The organism is Yersinia frederiksenii ATCC 33641, assembly GCF_000754805.1.
GTDB lineage: Bacteria > Pseudomonadota > Gammaproteobacteria > Enterobacterales > Enterobacteriaceae > Yersinia > Yersinia frederiksenii.
This window is the reverse complement of record NZ_KN150731.1, coordinates 575,536-594,529: the sequence shown is the minus strand read 5'-3', so window position 1 is coordinate 594,529 and position 18,994 is coordinate 575,536. Positions and strand designations below refer to the sequence as shown.

The following is an 18,994-nucleotide window of genomic DNA, read 5'->3' as shown; positions in this document are numbered from 1 at the left end:
GAATAGGGGCTAAGGATGATTGAAGCAGACCGCCTGATCTCTGCGGGTGTTATCAGTGATGAAGAGAGTATTGACCGGGCTATTCGCCCAAAACTATTGGCAGAATATGTCGGGCAGCCTCACGTCCGCGAGCAGATGGAAATCTTCATTCAGGCGGCTAAACAGCGTGGCGATGCACTGGACCATGTGCTGATATTTGGCCCGCCAGGGCTAGGTAAAACCACACTGGCGAATATCGTAGCCAATGAGATGGGGGTAAATCTACGGACAACCTCTGGCCCGGTGTTGGAGAAAGCAGGGGATTTGGCCGCCATGCTGACCAATCTGGAGCCACATGATGTGTTGTTTATTGATGAAATCCACCGCTTATCACCAGTTGTTGAGGAAATTCTCTATCCGGCGATGGAAGATTATCAGCTGGATATTATGATTGGTGAAGGCCCGGCTGCGCGCTCAATCAAACTTGATTTGCCGCCTTTTACTCTGATTGGCGCGACGACGCGTGCAGGGTCATTGACCTCTCCATTACGCGATCGATTCGGTATTGTCCAGCGGCTAGAGTTTTATCAAGTCGCTGATTTAGAACATATCGTTTCGCGCAGTGCCAAGTGTTTGGGGCTGGAGTTAACCGCAGAAGGGGCGCATCAATTGGCGCGCCGCTCAAGGGGAACACCACGTATAACTAACCGTTTGCTACGCCGCGTGCGAGATTTTGCCGAAGTCAGGGCCGATGGCGCGATTAACGGTGATGTTGCGATGAAAGCTCTAGATATGTTGAATGTTGATGCCGAAGGTTTCGATTTCATGGACCGCAAGCTCTTACTAGCGGTTATTGATAAGTTTATGGGCGGCCCGGTGGGGTTAGATAATCTGGCTGCCGCTATTGGTGAAGAGCGCGAAACCATTGAAGATGTCTTGGAGCCATACTTAATCCAACAAGGCTTTATTCAGCGGACACCGCGTGGGCGTATTGCCACCAACCATGCATATAAACATTTCGGTATCACTCGCGAAGAGTAAGTTTTCTTAAATACAGGGCTGAACCAGTATCAGCCCTGTTCGTGACTATTCTCAAGCGGCTGTTTTCTCCGCCACCGGTGTGTTAATCATTCGGTTAAGCCATGGGATAAGTAACGCCATAACCAACGCTATGACCAAGGTAACCATACCAATTTTGCCAAACACGTCGGTGTAGATAGGCAATGTTTCCAGTGGGTCAGTTACCCCTTCTGGTGTGGCAGTAAAGGTCGCGACATAGCCACCAATCAGGAATGATGCCGCTTGTGTCAGGAACCACATCCCCAGAATAAAACCCATTAGATATTGCGGAACCAGTGCGGCCACCATGGCTAAACCTAGCGCACTGATCATCAATTCCCCTAGGCTCTGGAATAAGTAAACCAGAACAATAAACCAAGGGGATGTCAGACCCTGAGCATCAGCAAACCACATCCCGGCTGCCGCCGCAGTCAGAAAACCCAGTGAACATAAAAACATCCCTAAAGTGAATTTTGCAGGCATGGATAAGTCACGGTTTTTACTGCCTAAACGGGTATAAATCGAGGCTAAAATTGGACTGGCAACCACCACCCAGAATGGGTTCAATGCTTGGAAGCTGACCGGATTGATATTGAACCCAAGAATTTCATGATGAACATTATTGATAGCGAAGAAGTTTAATGAGGTAGGCATCTGTGCATACAGAACATAAAACACAATGGCTTCAATCATCAGAATAAAAGCCACGAACATTTTATTGCGACCCAGTGGGTCCTGTTTTAATGCTTCTCTGAAGAAGATAAAGACCACAATTAGCGATAAGACGATCAGCACCAGATTGGCAATAATCACATGGTTCATCAACCAGGCGCAGACACATATCATCACCGCCGTCCCGGCTAGCACCAAGAATAGATTTCGCCAATTTAAGGGTTTTGCATCTGGCTCTGAACCAATGTGTCGCACCATATGGCGGCAGCAGAAGTAAACCAGCAGGGCAAAAATCAAACCAATACCACATAAGTAATAGGTGATGGTGTAACCAAAACGTTCAGCAATAACGGGTGCCAATGATAGCGACAGTAGGGAGCCAATATTGATCGACATATAAAACAGTGTAAAAGCCCCATCCAGACGTGGATCTTTAGGCGGATAACATTTCGACAGTAAACTTGCCGGGTTAGCTTTAAACAAACCGTTACCTACGGCAATGGTACCTAGTGCGAAGAAAATTAAGTTGGGTTGATACAATGATAGACCGGTGGCGAAATAGCCGATAGCCAGCACCACTGCGCCTAAAACCATGGTGCGTTTGGTACCTAATAGATGGTCGCCAACGTATCCGCCAATCGAAATCAAGCCGTAAACCAATGCCGCAAAAGCGCCAAAAGTCACAAATGCCTGCTCCTGCGAGAAACCTAACTCCTTGACGAAGAAAACAGCAAGAATCCCCTGAACACCGTAATAGCCAAACCTTTCCCATAGCTCGACAAAGAAGATCATAAAGAACGGTTTAGGTTGTTGAAGTAAACCTGTGGGGGTGGTTCTATCCATGATAGGTCGCCTCTACGCAATAATCATGCTGCGAAAATTAGGAGCGTACAAAGCCCACGCAGAAACGTAAAAGTGACTGCATAATCCTTATAATGCTCATTGGTTTGAGATGATTGCAGAGTATTACACTGCTTATTTATTGTATTTGTGGTTGATCACACTAATAAAAATATAAAATGCAGAATGGATGCTTATTGAAAGAAAATCAAAGGATGACAAGCTCAATATCATTAAGAATAGCCGTGAGGCTGGGTGTGAAGAGAATGGGGCTTATCAATATAAACCCCGAGAAACGTGATTACCCGCGTGCTTTTTGTGACAGGCTAAGAACAAACATCACCGCCGCGCAAAGTACCACTGAAGGCCCGGCGGGTGTGTCATATAACGCGGAGCATGTTAAACCGCCGGTCACGGCAATAATGCCAATACCTATGGCAATTCCAGCCATTTGCTCGGGTGTTCGGGCAAAACGGCGTGCTGCTGCTGCGGGGATGATCAGCAGTGAAGTGATAATCAGCGCACCGACAAACTTCATCGACAACCCTATAGTCAGTGCGGTCACCAACATCAACAGCATACGTACTCGCTCCAGATTAACCCCGTCCACATGGGCTAACTCTGGGCTAATGGTCATTGATAACAGTGCGCGCCATTGCCAGCATAGAACACCCAGTACCACAACCACACCAGCGGCAATCAGCCAGATATCACTCAATGTTACGGACAGCAGATCGCCAAACAAATAGGCCATTAAATCAACCCGCACATTGTGCATCAGGCTGACCACCACTAAACCCAGTGATAATGCGCTATGAGCCATAATTCCTAGTAGGGTATCGACCGCCAGTTGCGGACGACGTTCTAGCCATACCAAAATCAGCGCCAATACCATGGTCATTACAATCACGGCATAGAATGGATTCACATTTAGCAGTAAACCGAATGCCACCCCAAGCAAAGAGGCGTGAGCTAAAGTATCGCCAAAATAGGACATTCGACGCCAAACCACAAAAGATCCCAGTGGGCCAGCCGCCGTTGCCAGCAATACGCCAGCTAACCAGCCTGGCAGCAATAATTCAATCATGCGTCACGACTCCCACTGCTCTTCAAAATAATCTTTCCGTGTAAATCGTGACGATGATTATGGTGATGACGATAAACCGCGAGTTGTTCGGCTCCGCGATTGCCAAACATGGCGATAAACTCAGGGTGGGTCGAGACCACCTCTGGTGCACCGGAGCAGCAAATATGCTGATTAAGGCACAATACTTCATCTGTTTTAGCCATCACTAAATGCAAGTCATGGGAAACCATCAGGACGGCGCAACCCAGCTCTTTACGCAATTGCTCAATCAAATCATACAGTGCTAATTGCCCATTAACATCAACACCTTGTGTCGGTTCATCCAACACCAACAACTGTGGGCGATTCAATAATGCCCGCGCTAACAGTACGCGCTGGTTTTCGCCACCGGAGAGTTTCTGCATGGGCTGATCTAATAAATGAGCAGCATGTACCCGTTTTAAGGCAGGCAGAATATCTGCTTTTTTGACACCGGGCTTCAAGCGCATAAAGCGGCTTACAGTGAGTGGCAAAGTTGCATCCAGATGGAGTTTTTGTGGGACATAGCCGATACGTAAACCCGGCTCTCGAACCAGTGTGCCGCTAGTGGGGGCAATTAAGCCCAACACCACGCGCACCAAGGTTGATTTACCCGCGCCATTAGGCCCAAGCAGGGTGAGTATTCTTCCCGGACGTAGAGAAAGGGAAATATCGTTTAGTACCCGCCGACTACCAAAAGTGACGGATATCTTATTTAGAGTGACCAATGTGGACATTATGATTACGTTTGCAGAACCGAGTGAATGTTATAATATTACGCTTTACTCATCAAAACGTCGAGAATTCGTATTATGTTACATAAAAATAAATGGCTACAGCGGGCAATGTTAGCGAGCGCAATTTTTGTTGCTAACCCATTTAATATTGCCTCAGCTGCGGTCGTTACATCAGTGCGACCACTGGGTTTTATCGCCGCCGCTATAGCGGATGGTGTGCTGCCAACAGAAATTTTATTGCCTGATGGCGCGTCACCACATGATTATGCCTTGCGTCCATCAGATGTCCAGCGGTTACGTAGCGCTGAGCTGGTTATCTGGGTTGGGCCTGAAATGGAAGCATTTTTAGCGAAACCTTTAACGCAAGTTGCTGATAATAAGCAGATAGCTCTGGCGGAGTTACCTTCTGTTACGCCTTTATTAATGAAAGACGTCGAACATGATGAACATGGAGAGGAAGAAGTAGGGCATGACCATGATCATGCTAAAGATAATCACAGTGATGAGCACCACCATGGCGAATATAATATGCATATTTGGTTATCGCCAACCATAGCAAAACAGTCTGCAATCGCTATTCACGACAGATTATTGGAACTTATGCCACAAAATAAGGACAAATTAGATGCAAACCTGCGCCGATTCGAGGATCAACTAGCGCAAAATGAAAAAAATATTGCTACTATGCTAAAGCCTGCCCAAGGTAAGGGATACTTCGTTTTTCATGATGCCTATGGCTACTTTGAGAAACACTTTGGCTTGAGCCCGTTAGGGCATTTTACAGTCAATCCTGAAATACAGCCTGGTGCGCAGCGTTTACATCAAATTCGAACACAGTTGGTTGAGCACAAAGCGGTATGCGTTTTTGCTGAGCCACAATTCAGGCCGGCCGTCATTAATGCTGTCGCCAAAGGAACAGACGTGCGTTCTGGCACACTGGATCCCTTGGGGAGTGGCATAGTATTAGGCAAGGACAGCTATGTGAACTTTTTGTCTCAGTTGTCTAACCAATACGTGAGCTGCCTGAAGTAAGATTAAAAGGATACTCATAAGTGCAGCAGATAGTCCGAACTATCACTTTGGCGTATAACAATCTCCCTCGCCCCCACCGTATTATGTTGGGGTCGTTGACCGTAATGACTCTGGCCGTCGCTGTTTGGCGGCCTTTTGTTTATCATCCGGAACATGAGCCTGTCGCCAAAAGCGTGGTATTAGATAACAGCCAACCCCGTATTTTATTACCAGAAGCCAGTGAACCTATCGATCAGGCAACACCTGATGATGAAATCCCGCAAGACGAGCTAGATACCAAAGATGTCAGTGACGCTGGCGTCCATGAGTATGTTGTATCAACCGGGGATACCCTGAGCAGCATTCTTACCCAATATGGTATCGATATTTCTGATGTCTCGTTATTGGCGAATCAGAATCGTGATTTACGTAATCTGAAGATCGGGCAACAAATCTCTTGGACGGTCAACGATACCGGTGATTTGCAAAGTCTGACGTGGGAAGTGTCGCGTCGTGAAACTCGCACTTATAACCGCGTGGGTAATAACTTCAAAGAAACCAAAGAGCTCCAGAAAGGTGAGTGGAGTAATTCGGTTCTGACGGGGCGGCTGGATGGCAGTTTTGTGACCAGTGCGAAAAAAGCCGGTTTAACTAATTCTGAAATTCGCGCAGTGACGAAAGCATTACAGTGGCAATTGGATTTTTCCAAGCTGCGTAAAGGCGACCAATTTGCGGTGTTAATGTCGCGCGAGATACTTGATGGTCGTAGTGAACAAAGCCAATTGGTTGGCGTGCGTATGCGTTCCGGCGGCAAAGATTACTATGCTATCCGTGCCGACGACGGTAAGTTCTATGATCGTCAGGGTTCTGGTTTAGCGCGTGGCTTCTTGCGTTTCCCTACGATAAAACAATTCCGTGTATCGTCTAACTTCAATCCTCGCCGTCTTAATCCGGTCACCGGGCGTATCGCGCCGCATAAAGGGGTAGACTTCTCTATGCCGGTTGGGACACCGGTGCTTGCCGTGGGTGATGGTGAAGTTGTTATTGCCAAGCACAGTGGTGCGGCGGGCAACTATGTGGCTATCCGCCATGGCCGCCAATACACCACGCGTTATATGCATTTGAAGAAATTGCTGGTCAAACCGGGGCAAAAAGTGAAACGTGGCGACCGCATCGCGCTGTCAGGTAACACCGGTCGTTCTACTGGCCCGCACTTGCACTATGAATTCTGGATGAACCAGCAAGCGGTTAACCCACTGACGGCTAAATTGCCACGTTCCGAAGGTTTAAGTGGTAAAGACCGCAGCGAATATCTGGCTATTGCCAAACAGGTGATTCCGCAGCTGCAACTGGATTAACCGCTATCCGTCGCTATTTCTAGCGGATTGATTATCTCTGAGCCGCCAGCGGTGACACTCTGGCGGCTCAGTTTTAGTCGGTTAGTTTGGCTATTTCGCTGATGCCTGTGTTTTTCCGGACGTTAACAGCAAAGAGTCGCTTTCGTAACAGATTATTTTTTAAAAGATTGTCTGCAAAATATATCGACTGCCATTATTATTAGTCCATTGCCAATTCTAAGAGTTCCCCCATGCAAAAAGAGAAAAATGACGCTGCTGGTTTTATTCCAGTATTCAAAAAATCTTTCCTACATCCACGTTTTTGGGGGGTATGGCTAGGAACCGGAGCAATGGCGGCGATGGCTTATGTTCCACCGAAATTCCGTGATCCACTGTTGGCTGGAATCGGTCGTTTCGCTGGGAAATTAGCCAAAAGTGCTCGACGTCGTGCTCGAATTAATCTTCTCTATTGCATGCCTGAACTGCCAGAAGCAGAGCGCGAGCATATCATTGATCAAATGTTTGCTACTGCGGCACAGCCTTTAATGATGATGGCGGAGCTCTGTTTTCGCGATCCGAAGAAGGTGTTATCTCGTGTTCACTGGCATGGCCTGGAGGTTCTGGACCAACTGCAACAACAGGAACGCAATGTTATTTTGTTAGTCCCTCATGCTTGGTCGATTGATATTCCAGCCATGTTATTAGCCGAGCAGGGTAAGCCCGTTGCAGGGATGTTCCATCACCAACGTAACCCATTGGTTGATTATTTATGGAATAGCGCTCGCTTGCGTTTTGGTGGGCGTATTCATGCACGCGAGAGTGGCATTAAGCCATTTATTAGCTCAGTGCGTCAGGGTTTTTGGGGATACTATTTACCTGATGAAGATTATGGCCCTGAGCAAAGTGAGTTTGTCGATTTCTTTGCCACTTATAAAGCGACATTGCCAGCAGTAGGGCGGTTGATGAAAGTGTGTCGCGCGGCCATTGTCCCGATGTTCCCAGTCTACAATTATCGCGAGCATCGCCTTGATATTTATATTCGCCCACCAATGGATGATTTAGCGGATGCCGATGATGCCTATATTGCTCGCCGGATGAATGAAGAAGTTGAGCTGCTGGTAAAACCGAATCCAGAGCAATATACCTGGATTCTTAAGCTGCTGAAAACCCGTAAAGAAGGTGAGATAGAGCCTTATGTCCGCAAGGATATTTATTAAGCGCTGATGTTGTTGAGCATAAAAAAAGCCCGCTTCTAATGAGCGGGCTTTTGCTTTGAGTTAATTAAAACCAATTACTCAACTCGAACGATACGGCTGGTATTGGTTGTCCCAATCGTTCCCATCACATCGCCTTGGGTCACAATAACCAAGTCGCCAGATACCAAGAAACCTTTGTCTTTCAGGCGATTGACTGCTTCATTCGCCGCCATCACGCCATCGGTATGAGTATCACAGTAAACCGGGGTAACACCACGATAGATAGCCGTCAGGTTCAAAGTATGGTCGTGACGTGACATGGCAAAGATTGGCAAACCAGAACTGATACGGGACATCATCAGAGCCGTGCGGCCCGATTCGGTCATCGCGATAATGGCGGTGATGCCTTTCAGATGGTTGGCTGCATACATGGTTGACATGGCAATCGCTTCTTCGACATTGTCGAATTGCACATCAAGACGGTGCTTAGACACATTAATACTTGGGATTTTTTCAGCACCCAGACAAACTCGCGCCATTGCTGCCACGGTTTCTGCCGGATACTGCCCAGCGGCGGTTTCTGCCGATAACATTACTGCGTCAGTACCATCCAACACCGCGTTAGCCACGTCCATCACTTCTGCCCGCGTTGGCATTGGATTGGTAATCATTGACTCCATCATCTGGGTTGCAGTGATGACCGCCCGGTTAAGCTGACGAGCACGGCGAATCAGTTTTTTCTGGATCCCGACCAACTCAGGGTCGCCAATTTCAACACCCAGATCGCCACGAGCCACCATCACCACATCAGAGGCCAGAATGATATCATCCATCGCTTCATCGGTTGCGACGGCTTCAGCGCGTTCAACTTTTGCCACGATCTGAGCATTACAGCCTGCATCACGAGCCAAACGGCGCGCATAATGCAAATCTTCACCGGTACGTGGGAAAGAGACTGCCAAGAAATCGACACCAATTTTAGCCGCGGTCACAATGTCGGCTTTGTCTTTTTCCGTCAACGCTTCGGCTGACAGGCCACCGCCCAGCTTATTGATGCCTTTATTATTGGAAAGAGGGCCACCCACCGTTACTTCGGTGAATACTTTCATCCCCTGAACTTCAATCACTTTCAGTTGTACTCGGCCATCGTCCAGTAACAGGATATCACCGGGAACCACATCCGCAGGCAGGCCTTTATAATCGATACCAACTTTGTCTTTATCACCTTCGCCTTTTGCCATATTGGCATCCAGCAAGAATTTATCGTGCACGTTAAGGAAAACTTTACCTTCCTTAAAAGTAGATACCCGGATTTTCGGACCTTGCAAATCGCCAAGAATCGCAACATGACGCCCCAATCTGGCGGCAATTTCACGGACTTTATTGGCCCGTAATTCATGATCTTCGGCGCTACCATGGGAAAAATTCAGGCGGACTACGTTAGCACCCGCAGCAATAATCTTTTCCAGATTATTGTCGCGGTCAGTAGCCGGCCCCAGTGTAGTAACAATCTTGGTCCTTCTGAGCCGTCTGGACATCTCTTACTCCGTTGACTGATGAAGCATGGTGTTGTTAAAACAGCGGATAATGAATCCGATAGTAAAATGTAACTAAGCTACAAATTTTACGGCGACATGTTGACGAAAAATAGAGTTAGCAAATAAAACATAATCTTGTCGCAAACACAGTCTTATCAAAAACATGACATTATCAAAAGCATAGTGTCTTACCTGTTATCCGCTTGCGGATGTAAAACGATTGATGCATAAGATGCCTCCTCCTGGAGATCGTCTCTACATCAATGACAACATTACAAAAGCGAGCTATTTACCACTTATTTGCTCAATAAATATTTGAGCCATCAAGAGCATTACTTTTCAATAATACGTCAATCTTTCATCGCAGAAGATGCGCTAACACAAAACAAAGCGACTTCTGCCGCAGATGTCATTTACTTTTTGATACAATTCATGCTTTCACATTATTCGCCATTATTGACCCGGGGTGAACCTTTATCAAAGCGAGATTCTTTCAAGGCGTCTTTGACCCGTTTCAAGTTGTCCCTGAATTTTGCCCCTCGGCGTAGTGTAAAGCCGGTGGCTAATACATCAATTAATGTCAGTTGGGCAATGCGCGACACCATCGGCATATAGACATCGGTATCTTCTGGCACATCCAGCAGCAGAGGCAATGTTGCTTCGTTCGCCAGCGGGGTGTCACGTGAGGTAATCGCGATGACAGTGGCATCGTTTTCACGGGCTAAATGGGCCAGTTCTACCAGGCTTTTTGTCCGCCCAGTATGAGATATCAATACCACCACATCACCTTCACTGGAATTCATACAACTCATACGTTGCATAACAATGTCATCAAAATAAATAACTGGGATATTGAAGCGGAAGAATTTATTCATCGCATCATGAGCCACGGCAGCCGATGCACCAAGGCCGAAGAATGAAATCTTCTTCGCTTGGGTCAATAAATCTACCGCCCGATTAATCGCAGCAATATCTAAATTGTTTTTCGCCATATCCAGGCTAGCCATGGTCGATTCGAAAATTTTTCCAGTGTAAGCGGATACACTATCATCCTCTTCGACATTTCGATTCACATAAGGTGTGCCATTAGCCAGACTTTGTGCCAAATGAAGTTTAAAATCAGGAAAACCTTTGGTGTCTAATCGACGGCAAAAACGGTTGACCGTGGGTTCGCTGACGTTCGCCATTTTGGCGAGTGTGGCGATACTTGAGTGGATGGCAGTTTGTGGGGAAGCAAGGATCACCTCGGCGACTTTCCTTTCCGATTTGCTCAGGAGGTCCAGATTATTTTGGATATTTTCCAGCGTATTCATATAACGAGAGTCACCCATGGGTTTTACCGATTTCATTTAAAGGAGAAATCTATGCCGGTTTAATGAAAATATACTACGTGCTGGGACCCGTTGGCAGTGGCATCTGGTGGTAAGTCACACTTTTTCACCAGAATATGACCTGTGTCTAATTTTCATAATGGTAAATAGTTGTCAAAAACGTCATAAAATTACATTTTAAAGTTACGCGGCCTGATTTGACGCGGTCTGCGGTTCTATTGAGTGTTATTTAACCTTTTTTGGTCCACTTTTATCTGGGTTTACTGGCTATAGTCAAAGAGAGTACATTAGTAATGTAAGAAAATTACAAATATCCTGCAACGAGGAGAATAACATGGCGGTAACTAATACAGCCCAGGCAGCCCAGGCGTGTGATCTGGTGATTTTCGGCGCTAAGGGAGACTTGGCTCGCCGTAAACTGCTGCCTTCCCTTTACCAATTAGAGAAAGCGGGTCACATCCACCCTGAAACTCGGATCATCGGCGTAGGCCGTGCCGACTGGGATAAAGACGCGTACACAGCCGTGGTAAAGGAAGCCCTCGATACCTTTATGAAAGAGAAGCTGGATGATGAATTGTGGCAAAAGCTCAGTTCTCGTCTCGACTTTTGTAATCTGGACGTAAACGACAGCAAACATTTTGCCAAGTTGGGCAAAATGCTGGATCAAAAAAATCGCACCACCATTAACTACTTCGCCATGCCACCGAATACCTTTGGCGCTATTTGCAAAGGATTGGGTGAGGCAGGGCTGAATAAAGAGCCAAGCCGGGTGGTGATGGAAAAACCGCTGGGGAAAGATTTGGCCTCTTCGCGGGTTATCAACGATCAAGTCGCGGAATATTTCAATGAGTGTCAGGTTTACCGTATCGACCACTACTTAGGTAAAGAGACGGTACTGAACCTGTTGGCATTGCGGTTCGCTAACTCACTGTTTGCCTCCAACTGGGATAATCGCACCATTGATCACGTGCAAATCACTGTGGCTGAAGAAGTGGGTATTGAAGGGCGGTGGGGCTATTTTGATCAAGCCGGCCAAATGCGCGACATGATCCAAAACCACTTGCTGCAAATCTTGACCATGATTGCGATGTCGCCACCGGCAGACTTGAGTACCGACCGTATCCGTGATGAGAAAGTGAAAGTGCTGCGCTCGCTGCGTCGTATCGATCACACCAATGTGCGAGAAACCACGGTGCGTGGTCAGTACACGGCTGGATTTGTTCAGGGTCATAAAGTCCCAGGCTATCTGGAAGAGGAAGGGGCGAACAAGAGCAGTAATACCGAAACCTTCGTTTCTATCCGTGTGGATATTGATGACTGGCGTTGGGCGGGGGTGCCGTTCTATCTAAGAACCGGTAAACGCTTGCCGAGTAAATGCTCTGAAGTAGTGGTGTACTTTAAAAACCCTGCACTGAACTTGTTCCGCGAATCCTATCAGCAATTGCCGCAAAACAAGCTGACCATTCGTCTGCAACCCGATGAAGGTATTGAAATTGAAGTGCTGAATAAAGTCCCTGGTCTGGAGCACAAGCACCGCCTGCAAACGACCAAGCTTGACCTCAGTTTCTCTAAAACCTTTAACGAGCAACATATTGCTGATGCCTACGAACGTCTGTTACTGGAGACCATGCGTGGCATTCAGGCGCTGTTTGTGCGCCGTGATGAGGTTGAAGAAGCCTGGAAATGGGTTGATTCCATTATGGATGCATGGGCTGCTGATAATGAGGCACCAAAACCTTATCAATCAGGGACATGGGGGCCAGTTGCCTCTGTTGCCATGATCACCCGTGATGGCCGTTCATGGAATGAGTTCGAGTAACGTGCTCATCTGCGAAGATTAATTGTTGCACGCGCTGCCAGATAATATTTTGGCGGCGTACTTCCGTCAGGGAAATCGGCGGGCAGCTAGAGGCAGGAAGCCGGTAAATAATAAAGAGCTGTTAGCAAGCTCGCATCATGATCCTTTATGGCTGGTGGAAAGCTGAGTATTCCGCCAGCCATATTTCAACTGACACCTTCGGGTGAGTACATGCCAATCGGCATAAGTGGAGATAACAACTGATGAAAAGCTGGAAAACGAGCGCAGAACAGGTTTTGACTGCAGGCCCAGTTGTCCCGGTGATTGTGATTAATAAACTCGAGCAAGCGGTACCGCTGGCAAAAGCCTTAGTGGCTGGTGGTGTTCGGGTGCTGGAAGTGACGTTACGTACCCCTTGTGCTGTTGAGGCTATCCGTGCCATTGCCAAAGAAGTCCCAGAAGCCATTATTGGTGCAGGAACTGTGCTTAATCCACAGCAGTTGGCCGAAGTTGTTGAGGCTGGCGCGCAATTCGCTATTAGCCCAGGGTTAACTGATGAGCTTCTTAAAGCAGCGACAGCAGGTTCTATTCCATTGATCCCTGGGATCAGCACAGTTTCAGAACTGATGCTTGGCATGAGCTATGGCCTGCGTGAGTTTAAATTCTTCCCGGCTGAAGCTAACGGCGGGGTTAAAGCATTACAAGCTATTGGCGGCCCATTCTCGCAAGTGCGCTTCTGCCCAACCGGGGGGATTACCCCGAACAACTACCGCGATTATCTGGCGCTGAAAAGCGTGTTGTGCATTGGCGGCTCATGGTTGGTGCCTGCTGACGCGCTGGAAAAAGGTGACTACGCTCGCATTACTGAATTAGCGAAACAAGCGGTCGCGGGCGCCACAGCATAAATTGCTCTAACTCTCTGAACTGATGAGAGAAGCGCAGATTCATGCCAAATAGAAAACCTCTGCAATGCAGAGGTTTTGTTTTTTCATATTTACTAACTTATTATTTTTTAAACTCTTTTTTTAAACTATTTATCAAATAGAGGGTTTGCTTTATAAAATTGACTGTGGTAAAAATACAGCAGTTAATTATTCCAATTTGATGAGGGTTTTAGGCGAATCACACTAGATTTGGCAAACAAGTATGTGGCTAAAGCGGGTGTGGCTAAAAAAAAGAGATATATTATGATCAAAATTAATGGAATTACTTTCAAACACTCTACATGCCAACTCTTCCTGTCAGCCATTCTGGCCAGTGAGCATCACTGGTGCAGCGAGCTATAGCGTCTTTCTTCTTCCGTCTTCAGTAAAGTTTATACGCCAAGTGAGTTTCTATTTCTTACGGTCTGCGCACGCCCTTCATATTTGATATTTCAGGGGTTTTCGCTACGTTCACTCACCCGAATGACTTACCATCGTTCGCTCATCGGGATGAGTTCGCTTGCTGCCTACCTGCAACGCAAAGTCTGTGGGTATATATCAAGTGAATTGGAAACCGTAACAAATAGACCTTAGCGTGCGTTCTACCCGTCATCTTTTAAATTGTAGGTGTGTTGGCTACGGTTGTTCATCCGAATTACTTACTTGTGTAAGCTCATCGGGATTCACTCGCTTGCCGCCTTCCTACACCTTAAAAGCCATAGGGTATAGGGATGTTAGGAGAAGAATTATGATTTATTGGATATTTTTAGGCTTAGCTATCGTTGCTGAAATTATCGGCACCTTATCAATGAAATACGCGAGTGTCAGTGGGGACATGACCGGGCATATCGTGATGTATTTTATGATAACCGGTTCTTACATTCTGCTGGCTCTGGCCGTTAAAAAAGTGGCTTTAGGGGTGGCGTATGCATTGTGGGAAGGAATTGGCATCCTGATTATTACCGTCTTCAGTGTACTGTGGTTTGACGAAAGTTTATCACCACTGAAAATAGCCGGTTTAGTCACCTTGGTCGGCGGCATCATGTTAGTGAAATCGGGTACCCGTAAGCCAAAGAAACCGGGTAGTAGCAAGATAAGTACCAAGTCAGGTGAGCATCATGCAACAGCTTGAGTTATATCACATTGCTTTTCTGATTTTGGCCGTCATTCTAGAGATCATTGCCAATATCTTGCTGAAAATGTCAGATGGTTTTCGCCGTGTATGGTTGGGTATCTTGTCGTTACTGTCAGTTTTAGCGGCATTTAGCGCTTTGGCTCAGGCAGTTAAAGGCATTGAATTATCAGTGGCTTATGCACTATGGGGTGGGTTTGGTATTGCCGCGACGGTGGCTGCCGGTTGGATTTTATTCAACCAACGGCTGAACTATAAAGGCTGGATTGGCCTGATTTTGCTACTGGCGGGCATGGTGATGATCAAACTGTCCTGATTCTGTTAGTTTTTGGTGTAAAACCAGCAACTTCGGGTATAAACAGTATCGAGTACATCAATTTAAGGGTAGCCAAGTGGCTACCCTTATCATTAGGGGCGGTGAATAACTTTCTATCTTATAACTACAGCGCCGCAATGATTTTGATTTCAACTTTATATTTTGGATTCATCAACTTGGCCTCGACAGTGCAGCGCACAGGGGCATTACCTTCGACCACCCAGGCATCCCAGGCAGCATTCATTGCAGCGAAATCTGCTTTATCGGCCAGAAATATCGTGGCATCCAAAATCCGGCTTTTATCAGAACCGAGCTGATTCAACATCATATCAATCGCCGCCAATGTATTTGCGGTCTGGGCCGTGGCGTCTGCATCCAGATTTTCCGGTACGCTGGTATAATAAATAGTGTTGTTGAATACCACTGCATCGGACCATCGTTTTTCTGGATTAATTCGCTCAATACTCATTTTCACTCCCTTGTGTGAATGTCAATGTCAGTTTCGCCGTTAGAGTAACATAGCTTGCGGCGAGAATGTGTGGTCGCGAGGCGCGAGGCTTGGCATAATCACTGCTGATTTCATCCGGAAGAGAAAGCGTGACAGACGATTTTGCAACAGACGGCGCCCTAGCGCAGGCCATTACAGGTTTTAACCCCCGCGAATCCCAGCGTCAGATGGCTGCGGCCATCAGTGAATCTATTGATGCCAAACAGCAATTGGTGGTTGAGGCTGGCACCGGGACCGGTAAAACATTTGCCTATTTGGCACCCGCTTTACGGGCCGACTGCAAAGTGATTATCTCGACTGGCTCCAAGGCATTACAGGACCAACTCTATTCCCGTGATCTGCCCACAGTTGCCACCGCCTTAAAATACAAAGGGAAGCTGGCCTTACTCAAAGGGCGTTCGAATTACCTCTGTTTGGAGCGGCTTGAACAGCAATCACTGGCGGGGGGGGAGTTGGCCAGTGAGACGTTGGTTGATTTGGTGCGCCTGCGTGGTTGGTCAGCTGAAACCGTTGATGGTGATATCAGCACCTGTGGTCAGGTGGCAGAAGATAGCTTTGTCTGGCCGTTGGTGACCAGCACCAATGATAATTGTCTGGGTAGTGATTGCCCACTGTATAAAGATTGTTTTGTGGTGAAAGCGCGCCGTAAGGCAATGGATGCTGATGTAGTGGTGGTTAACCATCATCTGTTTTTGGCTGATATGGTGGTGAAAGAGAGCGGGTTTGCTGAATTAATCCCCACCGCCGATGTGATGATTTTCGATGAAGCCCATCAGATCCCCGATATTGCCAGCCAATACTTCGGCCAACAACTGACCAGCAGACAACTGATGGATCTGGCGAAAGACATCATTATTGCTTATCGCACTGAAGTTCGTGATGCTGCACAATTGCAAAAGAGTGCCGATCGGCTGACACAAAGCACTCAAGATTTTCGTTTAGTACTGGGTGACCCAGGCTATCGCGGTAATTTGCGCGATGTCATGGAGCAACCGGCAATCCAGCGGGCATTATTGTTGCTCGATGATGCACTGGAGCTTTGCTACGACGTGATGAAGCTGTCACTGGGGCGCTCGGCGATGCTCGATGCAGCTTTTGAGCGGGCGACGGTGTATCGTAACCGCCTCAAACGCTTAAAGGATGTTAATACTCCGGGTTATAGCTATTGGTATGAATGTAACTCGCGCCATTTTGTATTGGCACTCACACCACTTTCAGTATCTGACCGTTTCCGTGAATTAATTGAAGAAAAACCGGGAACCTGGATCTTCACGTCAGCTACGCTATCTGTTAATGACCAATTATCGCATTTTACCGCGCGGCTGGGGCTGACCAACGCCAAAACATTACTGCTGCCCAGTCCGTTTGACTACGCCAATCAGGCATTGTTGTGTGTGCCACGTAATTTGCCCTCTGCGAATGAACCGGGTGCGGCGCGCAAACTAGCCGCCATGCTAAAGCCACTAATTGATGCGAACCAAGGGCGCTGTTTTTTCCTCTGTACCTCGCACCAGATGATGCGTGGCCTGGCAGAAGAATTCCGCGCCAGTATGACGTTGCCGGTATTAGTTCAAGGTGAAACCAGTAAAGGGCAGCTATTGTCGCAGTTTGTGGCGGCGGGCAATGCACTATTAGTGGCTACCAGCAGTTTCTGGGAAGGCGTGGATGTGCGCGGTGACGCACTTTCATGCGTGATTATCGACAAACTGCCATTCACTTCTCCTGACGATCCTTTGCTAAAAGCACGCATTGAAGATTGCCGGTTGCGTGGTGGGGATCCTTTCAATGATGTGCAATTACCTGATGCCGTCATTACCCTGAAGCAAGGGGTGGGTCGTCTGATTCGTGATATTGACGATCGCGGTGTGCTGGTCATCTGTGATAACCGGTTAGTGATGCGCCCTTATGGCGCAATGTTCCTCAATAGCCTGCCGCCAGCACCCCGCACCCGGGATCTGGCGAAAGCCATCGCTTTTCTCAAGCAGCGCGATTGAGGGAAAAGTGAGGAGGGGTGTGCTATCATGCGCGCCCTGTTTGAATTCATACTCTTTTCCTGCCGAGGTTGGCATGTCCACGCGAATTTTAGCGATCGATACCGCAACAGAAGCTTGTTCTGTCGCACTCTGGAATAACGGCGAAGTTCAAGCTTTGTTTGAACTGTGCCCACGGGAACACACCCAACGAATCTTACCGATGGTGCAGCAAGTTTTGGCTGAGTCGGGCCTGACACTGCAACAACTTGATGCCTTGGCTTTTGGCCGTGGTCCGGGGAGTTTTACCGGTGTGCGCATTGGTATTGGTATTGGTCAGGGGCTGGCACTGGGTGCGGATTTGCCGATGATCGGTGTTTCTACCTTGCAAACTATGGCTCAGGGTGCATTTCGCCTGACTGGGGCATCTCGAGTCTTGGCGGCAATTGATGCGCGGATGGGGGAAGTCTATTGGGGCGAGTTTGAGCGCGATGCACAAGAGCATTGGTTTGGTGAGGGAACCGAGGCGGTAATGACCCCCGCACAAACACTGCTGCGAGCTCAATCACTGAGTGGTCATTGGGCCACCGTGGGTACTGGCTGGCAGACTTATCCAGATATGATTAATGGCAGCAATGTGGTGCTGGCTGACGGGGAAATTACCTTGCCGCACGCCGAAGATATGCTGCCATTGGCTTTATCATCATGGGGCAATGGGCTGGTTGTCAGTGTCGAAAATGCCGAGCCGGTGTATCTGCGCAATGAAGTGACGTGGAAAAAACTGCCTGGCCGCTAGAACTTAGCAACTTGTTATCGTGATTAGCGTCTAAAATGTCAGGATAGCTGTGAAATAATAAGGAGTAGCAAACGATGACAATAACTCGATCTAGACAAAAGAGCAGCCATAAATGGATGTGTGGCTGGCTGGGGTTAGGTGCGCTACTACTTTCTGGTTGTGTCACGGTGCCACCTGTCATTCAAGGTACTACCGCGACACCGCAGCAAAATCTGAATTTGGTCAGAACGTCACCGCAGGTGTTTGTCGGCCAGGAAGCGCGCTTTGGTGGCACGGTCATTAATGTGACCAACGAACAGAGCCGTACCCGGCTAGAAATTGCTAGCGTCCCTTTGGATTCAGGGGCCAGACCTATTTTGGGCGAACCGTCACAAGGCCGAGTGATTGCTTATGTGAATGGTTTCCTTGAACCTGTTGATTTCCGAGGGCATCTTGTTACCGTCGTCGGCCCGATTATCGGCGTTGAGGCCGGTAAAATTGGTATGACGCCGTATGACTTTGTGGTGATCAATGCCACGGGTTACAAACGCTGGAATCTTGCACAACAAGTGATAATGCCGCCAACTATGGGCCCATGGGGTTATCGCAACCCCGGAATGTGGGGGCCAGGGTGGGGCGGCTGGTATAATCCTGGACCCGCATCAATACAGACTATTGTTACGGAGTAGCGAGTTGGTTGCATAACCGGTACAGCATTAAAAAAGAGAAAGGCGCTAAATTTAGCGCCTTTTTTGCATTATAATCAA

The 18,994-nt window shown here is 47.7% G+C and carries 17 protein-coding genes; 11 read left to right on the top strand and 6 right to left on the bottom strand.

Going from position 1 to position 18,994, the window contains the following annotated elements; translation table 11 throughout:
- The first annotated feature begins 15 nt into the window (after positions 1-15).
- Entirely contained in the window at positions 16-1,020 is a 1,005-nt protein-coding gene (gene ruvB, locus DJ58_RS18740) for a Holliday junction branch migration DNA helicase RuvB (protein ID WP_004708521.1), read from the top strand.
- Between the two features lie 51 nt (positions 1,021-1,071).
- Here ruvB and dtpB read toward each other — a convergent pair whose 3' ends face one another.
- The 3 genes from dtpB to znuC all read right to left on the bottom strand — a co-directional run bounded on the left by dtpB (position 1,072) and on the right by znuC (position 4,392).
- The gene (gene dtpB / locus DJ58_RS18745) at positions 1,072-2,553 is read right to left on the bottom strand and encodes a dipeptide/tripeptide permease DtpB (protein WP_032910870.1); all 1,482 of its coding nucleotides are present in this window, start codon (positions 2,551-2,553) and stop codon (positions 1,072-1,074) included.
- 298 nt (positions 2,554-2,851) lie between these two features.
- Positions 2,852-3,637, bottom strand: coding sequence for a zinc ABC transporter permease subunit ZnuB (znuB, locus tag DJ58_RS18750; protein ID WP_032910869.1), 786 nt, complete (start codon positions 3,635-3,637; stop codon positions 2,852-2,854).
- Positions 3,634-4,392, bottom strand: a complete 759-nt coding sequence (gene znuC, locus DJ58_RS18755) for a zinc ABC transporter ATP-binding protein ZnuC (RefSeq protein WP_004708517.1) — start codon at positions 4,390-4,392, stop codon at positions 3,634-3,636. The genes znuB and znuC overlap by 4 nt, the downstream gene beginning before the upstream one ends.
- 75 nt (positions 4,393-4,467) lie before the next feature.
- Between znuC and znuA the strand changes: the two genes are divergently transcribed.
- The 3 genes from znuA (at position 4,468) to lpxM (ending at position 7,957) form a co-directional block, all read left to right on the top strand.
- Positions 4,468-5,424, top strand: a complete 957-nt coding sequence (znuA, locus tag DJ58_RS18760; RefSeq protein WP_004708514.1) for a zinc ABC transporter substrate-binding protein ZnuA — start codon at positions 4,468-4,470, stop codon at positions 5,422-5,424.
- 20 nt (positions 5,425-5,444) lie between these two features.
- Positions 5,445-6,761 (top strand): murein DD-endopeptidase MepM, encoded by a 1,317-nt coding sequence (gene mepM, locus DJ58_RS18765; protein ID WP_032910868.1) that lies wholly within the window; start codon positions 5,445-5,447, stop codon positions 6,759-6,761.
- A gap of 230 nt (positions 6,762-6,991) precedes the next feature.
- The gene (gene lpxM, locus DJ58_RS18770; protein ID WP_004708509.1) at positions 6,992-7,957 is read left to right on the top strand and encodes a lauroyl-Kdo(2)-lipid IV(A) myristoyltransferase; all 966 of its coding nucleotides are present in this window, start codon (positions 6,992-6,994) and stop codon (positions 7,955-7,957) included.
- A 74-nt stretch (positions 7,958-8,031) separates the two neighbouring features.
- Here lpxM and pyk read toward each other — a convergent pair whose 3' ends face one another.
- Both pyk and DJ58_RS18780 read right to left on the bottom strand, forming a co-directional pair.
- Positions 8,032-9,474, bottom strand: coding sequence for a pyruvate kinase (gene pyk, locus DJ58_RS18775; protein WP_004708508.1), 1,443 nt, complete (start codon positions 9,472-9,474; stop codon positions 8,032-8,034).
- Positions 9,475-9,917: 443 nt separating this feature from the next.
- Positions 9,918-10,787, bottom strand: a complete 870-nt coding sequence (locus DJ58_RS18780) for a MurR/RpiR family transcriptional regulator (protein ID WP_032910912.1) — start codon at positions 10,785-10,787, stop codon at positions 9,918-9,920.
- Between the two features lie 352 nt (positions 10,788-11,139).
- Between DJ58_RS18780 and zwf the strand changes: the two genes are divergently transcribed.
- The 4 genes from zwf (at position 11,140) to mdtI (ending at position 14,974) form a co-directional block, all read left to right on the top strand.
- Entirely contained in the window at positions 11,140-12,624 is a 1,485-nt protein-coding gene (gene zwf / locus DJ58_RS18785; RefSeq protein WP_004708504.1) for a glucose-6-phosphate dehydrogenase, read from the top strand.
- A gap of 242 nt (positions 12,625-12,866) precedes the next feature.
- Positions 12,867-13,508, top strand: coding sequence for a bifunctional 4-hydroxy-2-oxoglutarate aldolase/2-dehydro-3-deoxy-phosphogluconate aldolase (locus tag DJ58_RS18790; protein ID WP_004708500.1), 642 nt, complete (start codon positions 12,867-12,869; stop codon positions 13,506-13,508).
- A 766-nt stretch (positions 13,509-14,274) separates the two neighbouring features.
- Positions 14,275-14,658, top strand: a complete 384-nt coding sequence (gene mdtJ / locus DJ58_RS18795) for a multidrug/spermidine efflux SMR transporter subunit MdtJ (protein WP_004708497.1) — start codon at positions 14,275-14,277, stop codon at positions 14,656-14,658.
- Positions 14,645-14,974, top strand: a complete 330-nt coding sequence (mdtI, locus tag DJ58_RS18800; protein ID WP_032910866.1) for a multidrug/spermidine efflux SMR transporter subunit MdtI — start codon at positions 14,645-14,647, stop codon at positions 14,972-14,974. Before mdtJ ends, mdtI begins: the two co-directional genes overlap by 14 nt.
- A gap of 124 nt (positions 14,975-15,098) precedes the next feature.
- On the opposite strand, the gene DJ58_RS18805 is transcribed toward mdtI, so the two are convergent.
- Positions 15,099-15,443 (bottom strand): RidA family protein, encoded by a 345-nt coding sequence (locus tag DJ58_RS18805; protein WP_032910865.1) that lies wholly within the window; start codon positions 15,441-15,443, stop codon positions 15,099-15,101.
- A 128-nt stretch (positions 15,444-15,571) separates the two neighbouring features.
- On the opposite strand from DJ58_RS18805, the gene yoaA reads away from it, so the two are divergent.
- The 3 genes from yoaA (at position 15,572) to DJ58_RS18820 (ending at position 18,916) form a co-directional block, all read left to right on the top strand.
- On the top strand, positions 15,572-17,476 hold the full coding sequence (gene yoaA / locus DJ58_RS18810; RefSeq protein ID WP_032910864.1) for a DNA repair helicase YoaA: 1,905 nt from the start codon (positions 15,572-15,574) through the stop codon (positions 17,474-17,476).
- A 73-nt stretch (positions 17,477-17,549) separates the two neighbouring features.
- Positions 17,550-18,248, top strand: coding sequence for a tRNA (adenosine(37)-N6)-threonylcarbamoyltransferase complex dimerization subunit type 1 TsaB (gene tsaB, locus DJ58_RS18815; RefSeq protein ID WP_004708488.1), 699 nt, complete (start codon positions 17,550-17,552; stop codon positions 18,246-18,248).
- 74 nt (positions 18,249-18,322) lie between these two features.
- Positions 18,323-18,916, top strand: a complete 594-nt coding sequence (locus DJ58_RS18820) for a Slp family lipoprotein (protein ID WP_032910863.1) — start codon at positions 18,323-18,325, stop codon at positions 18,914-18,916.
- Positions 18,917-18,994 lie beyond the last annotated feature (78 nt).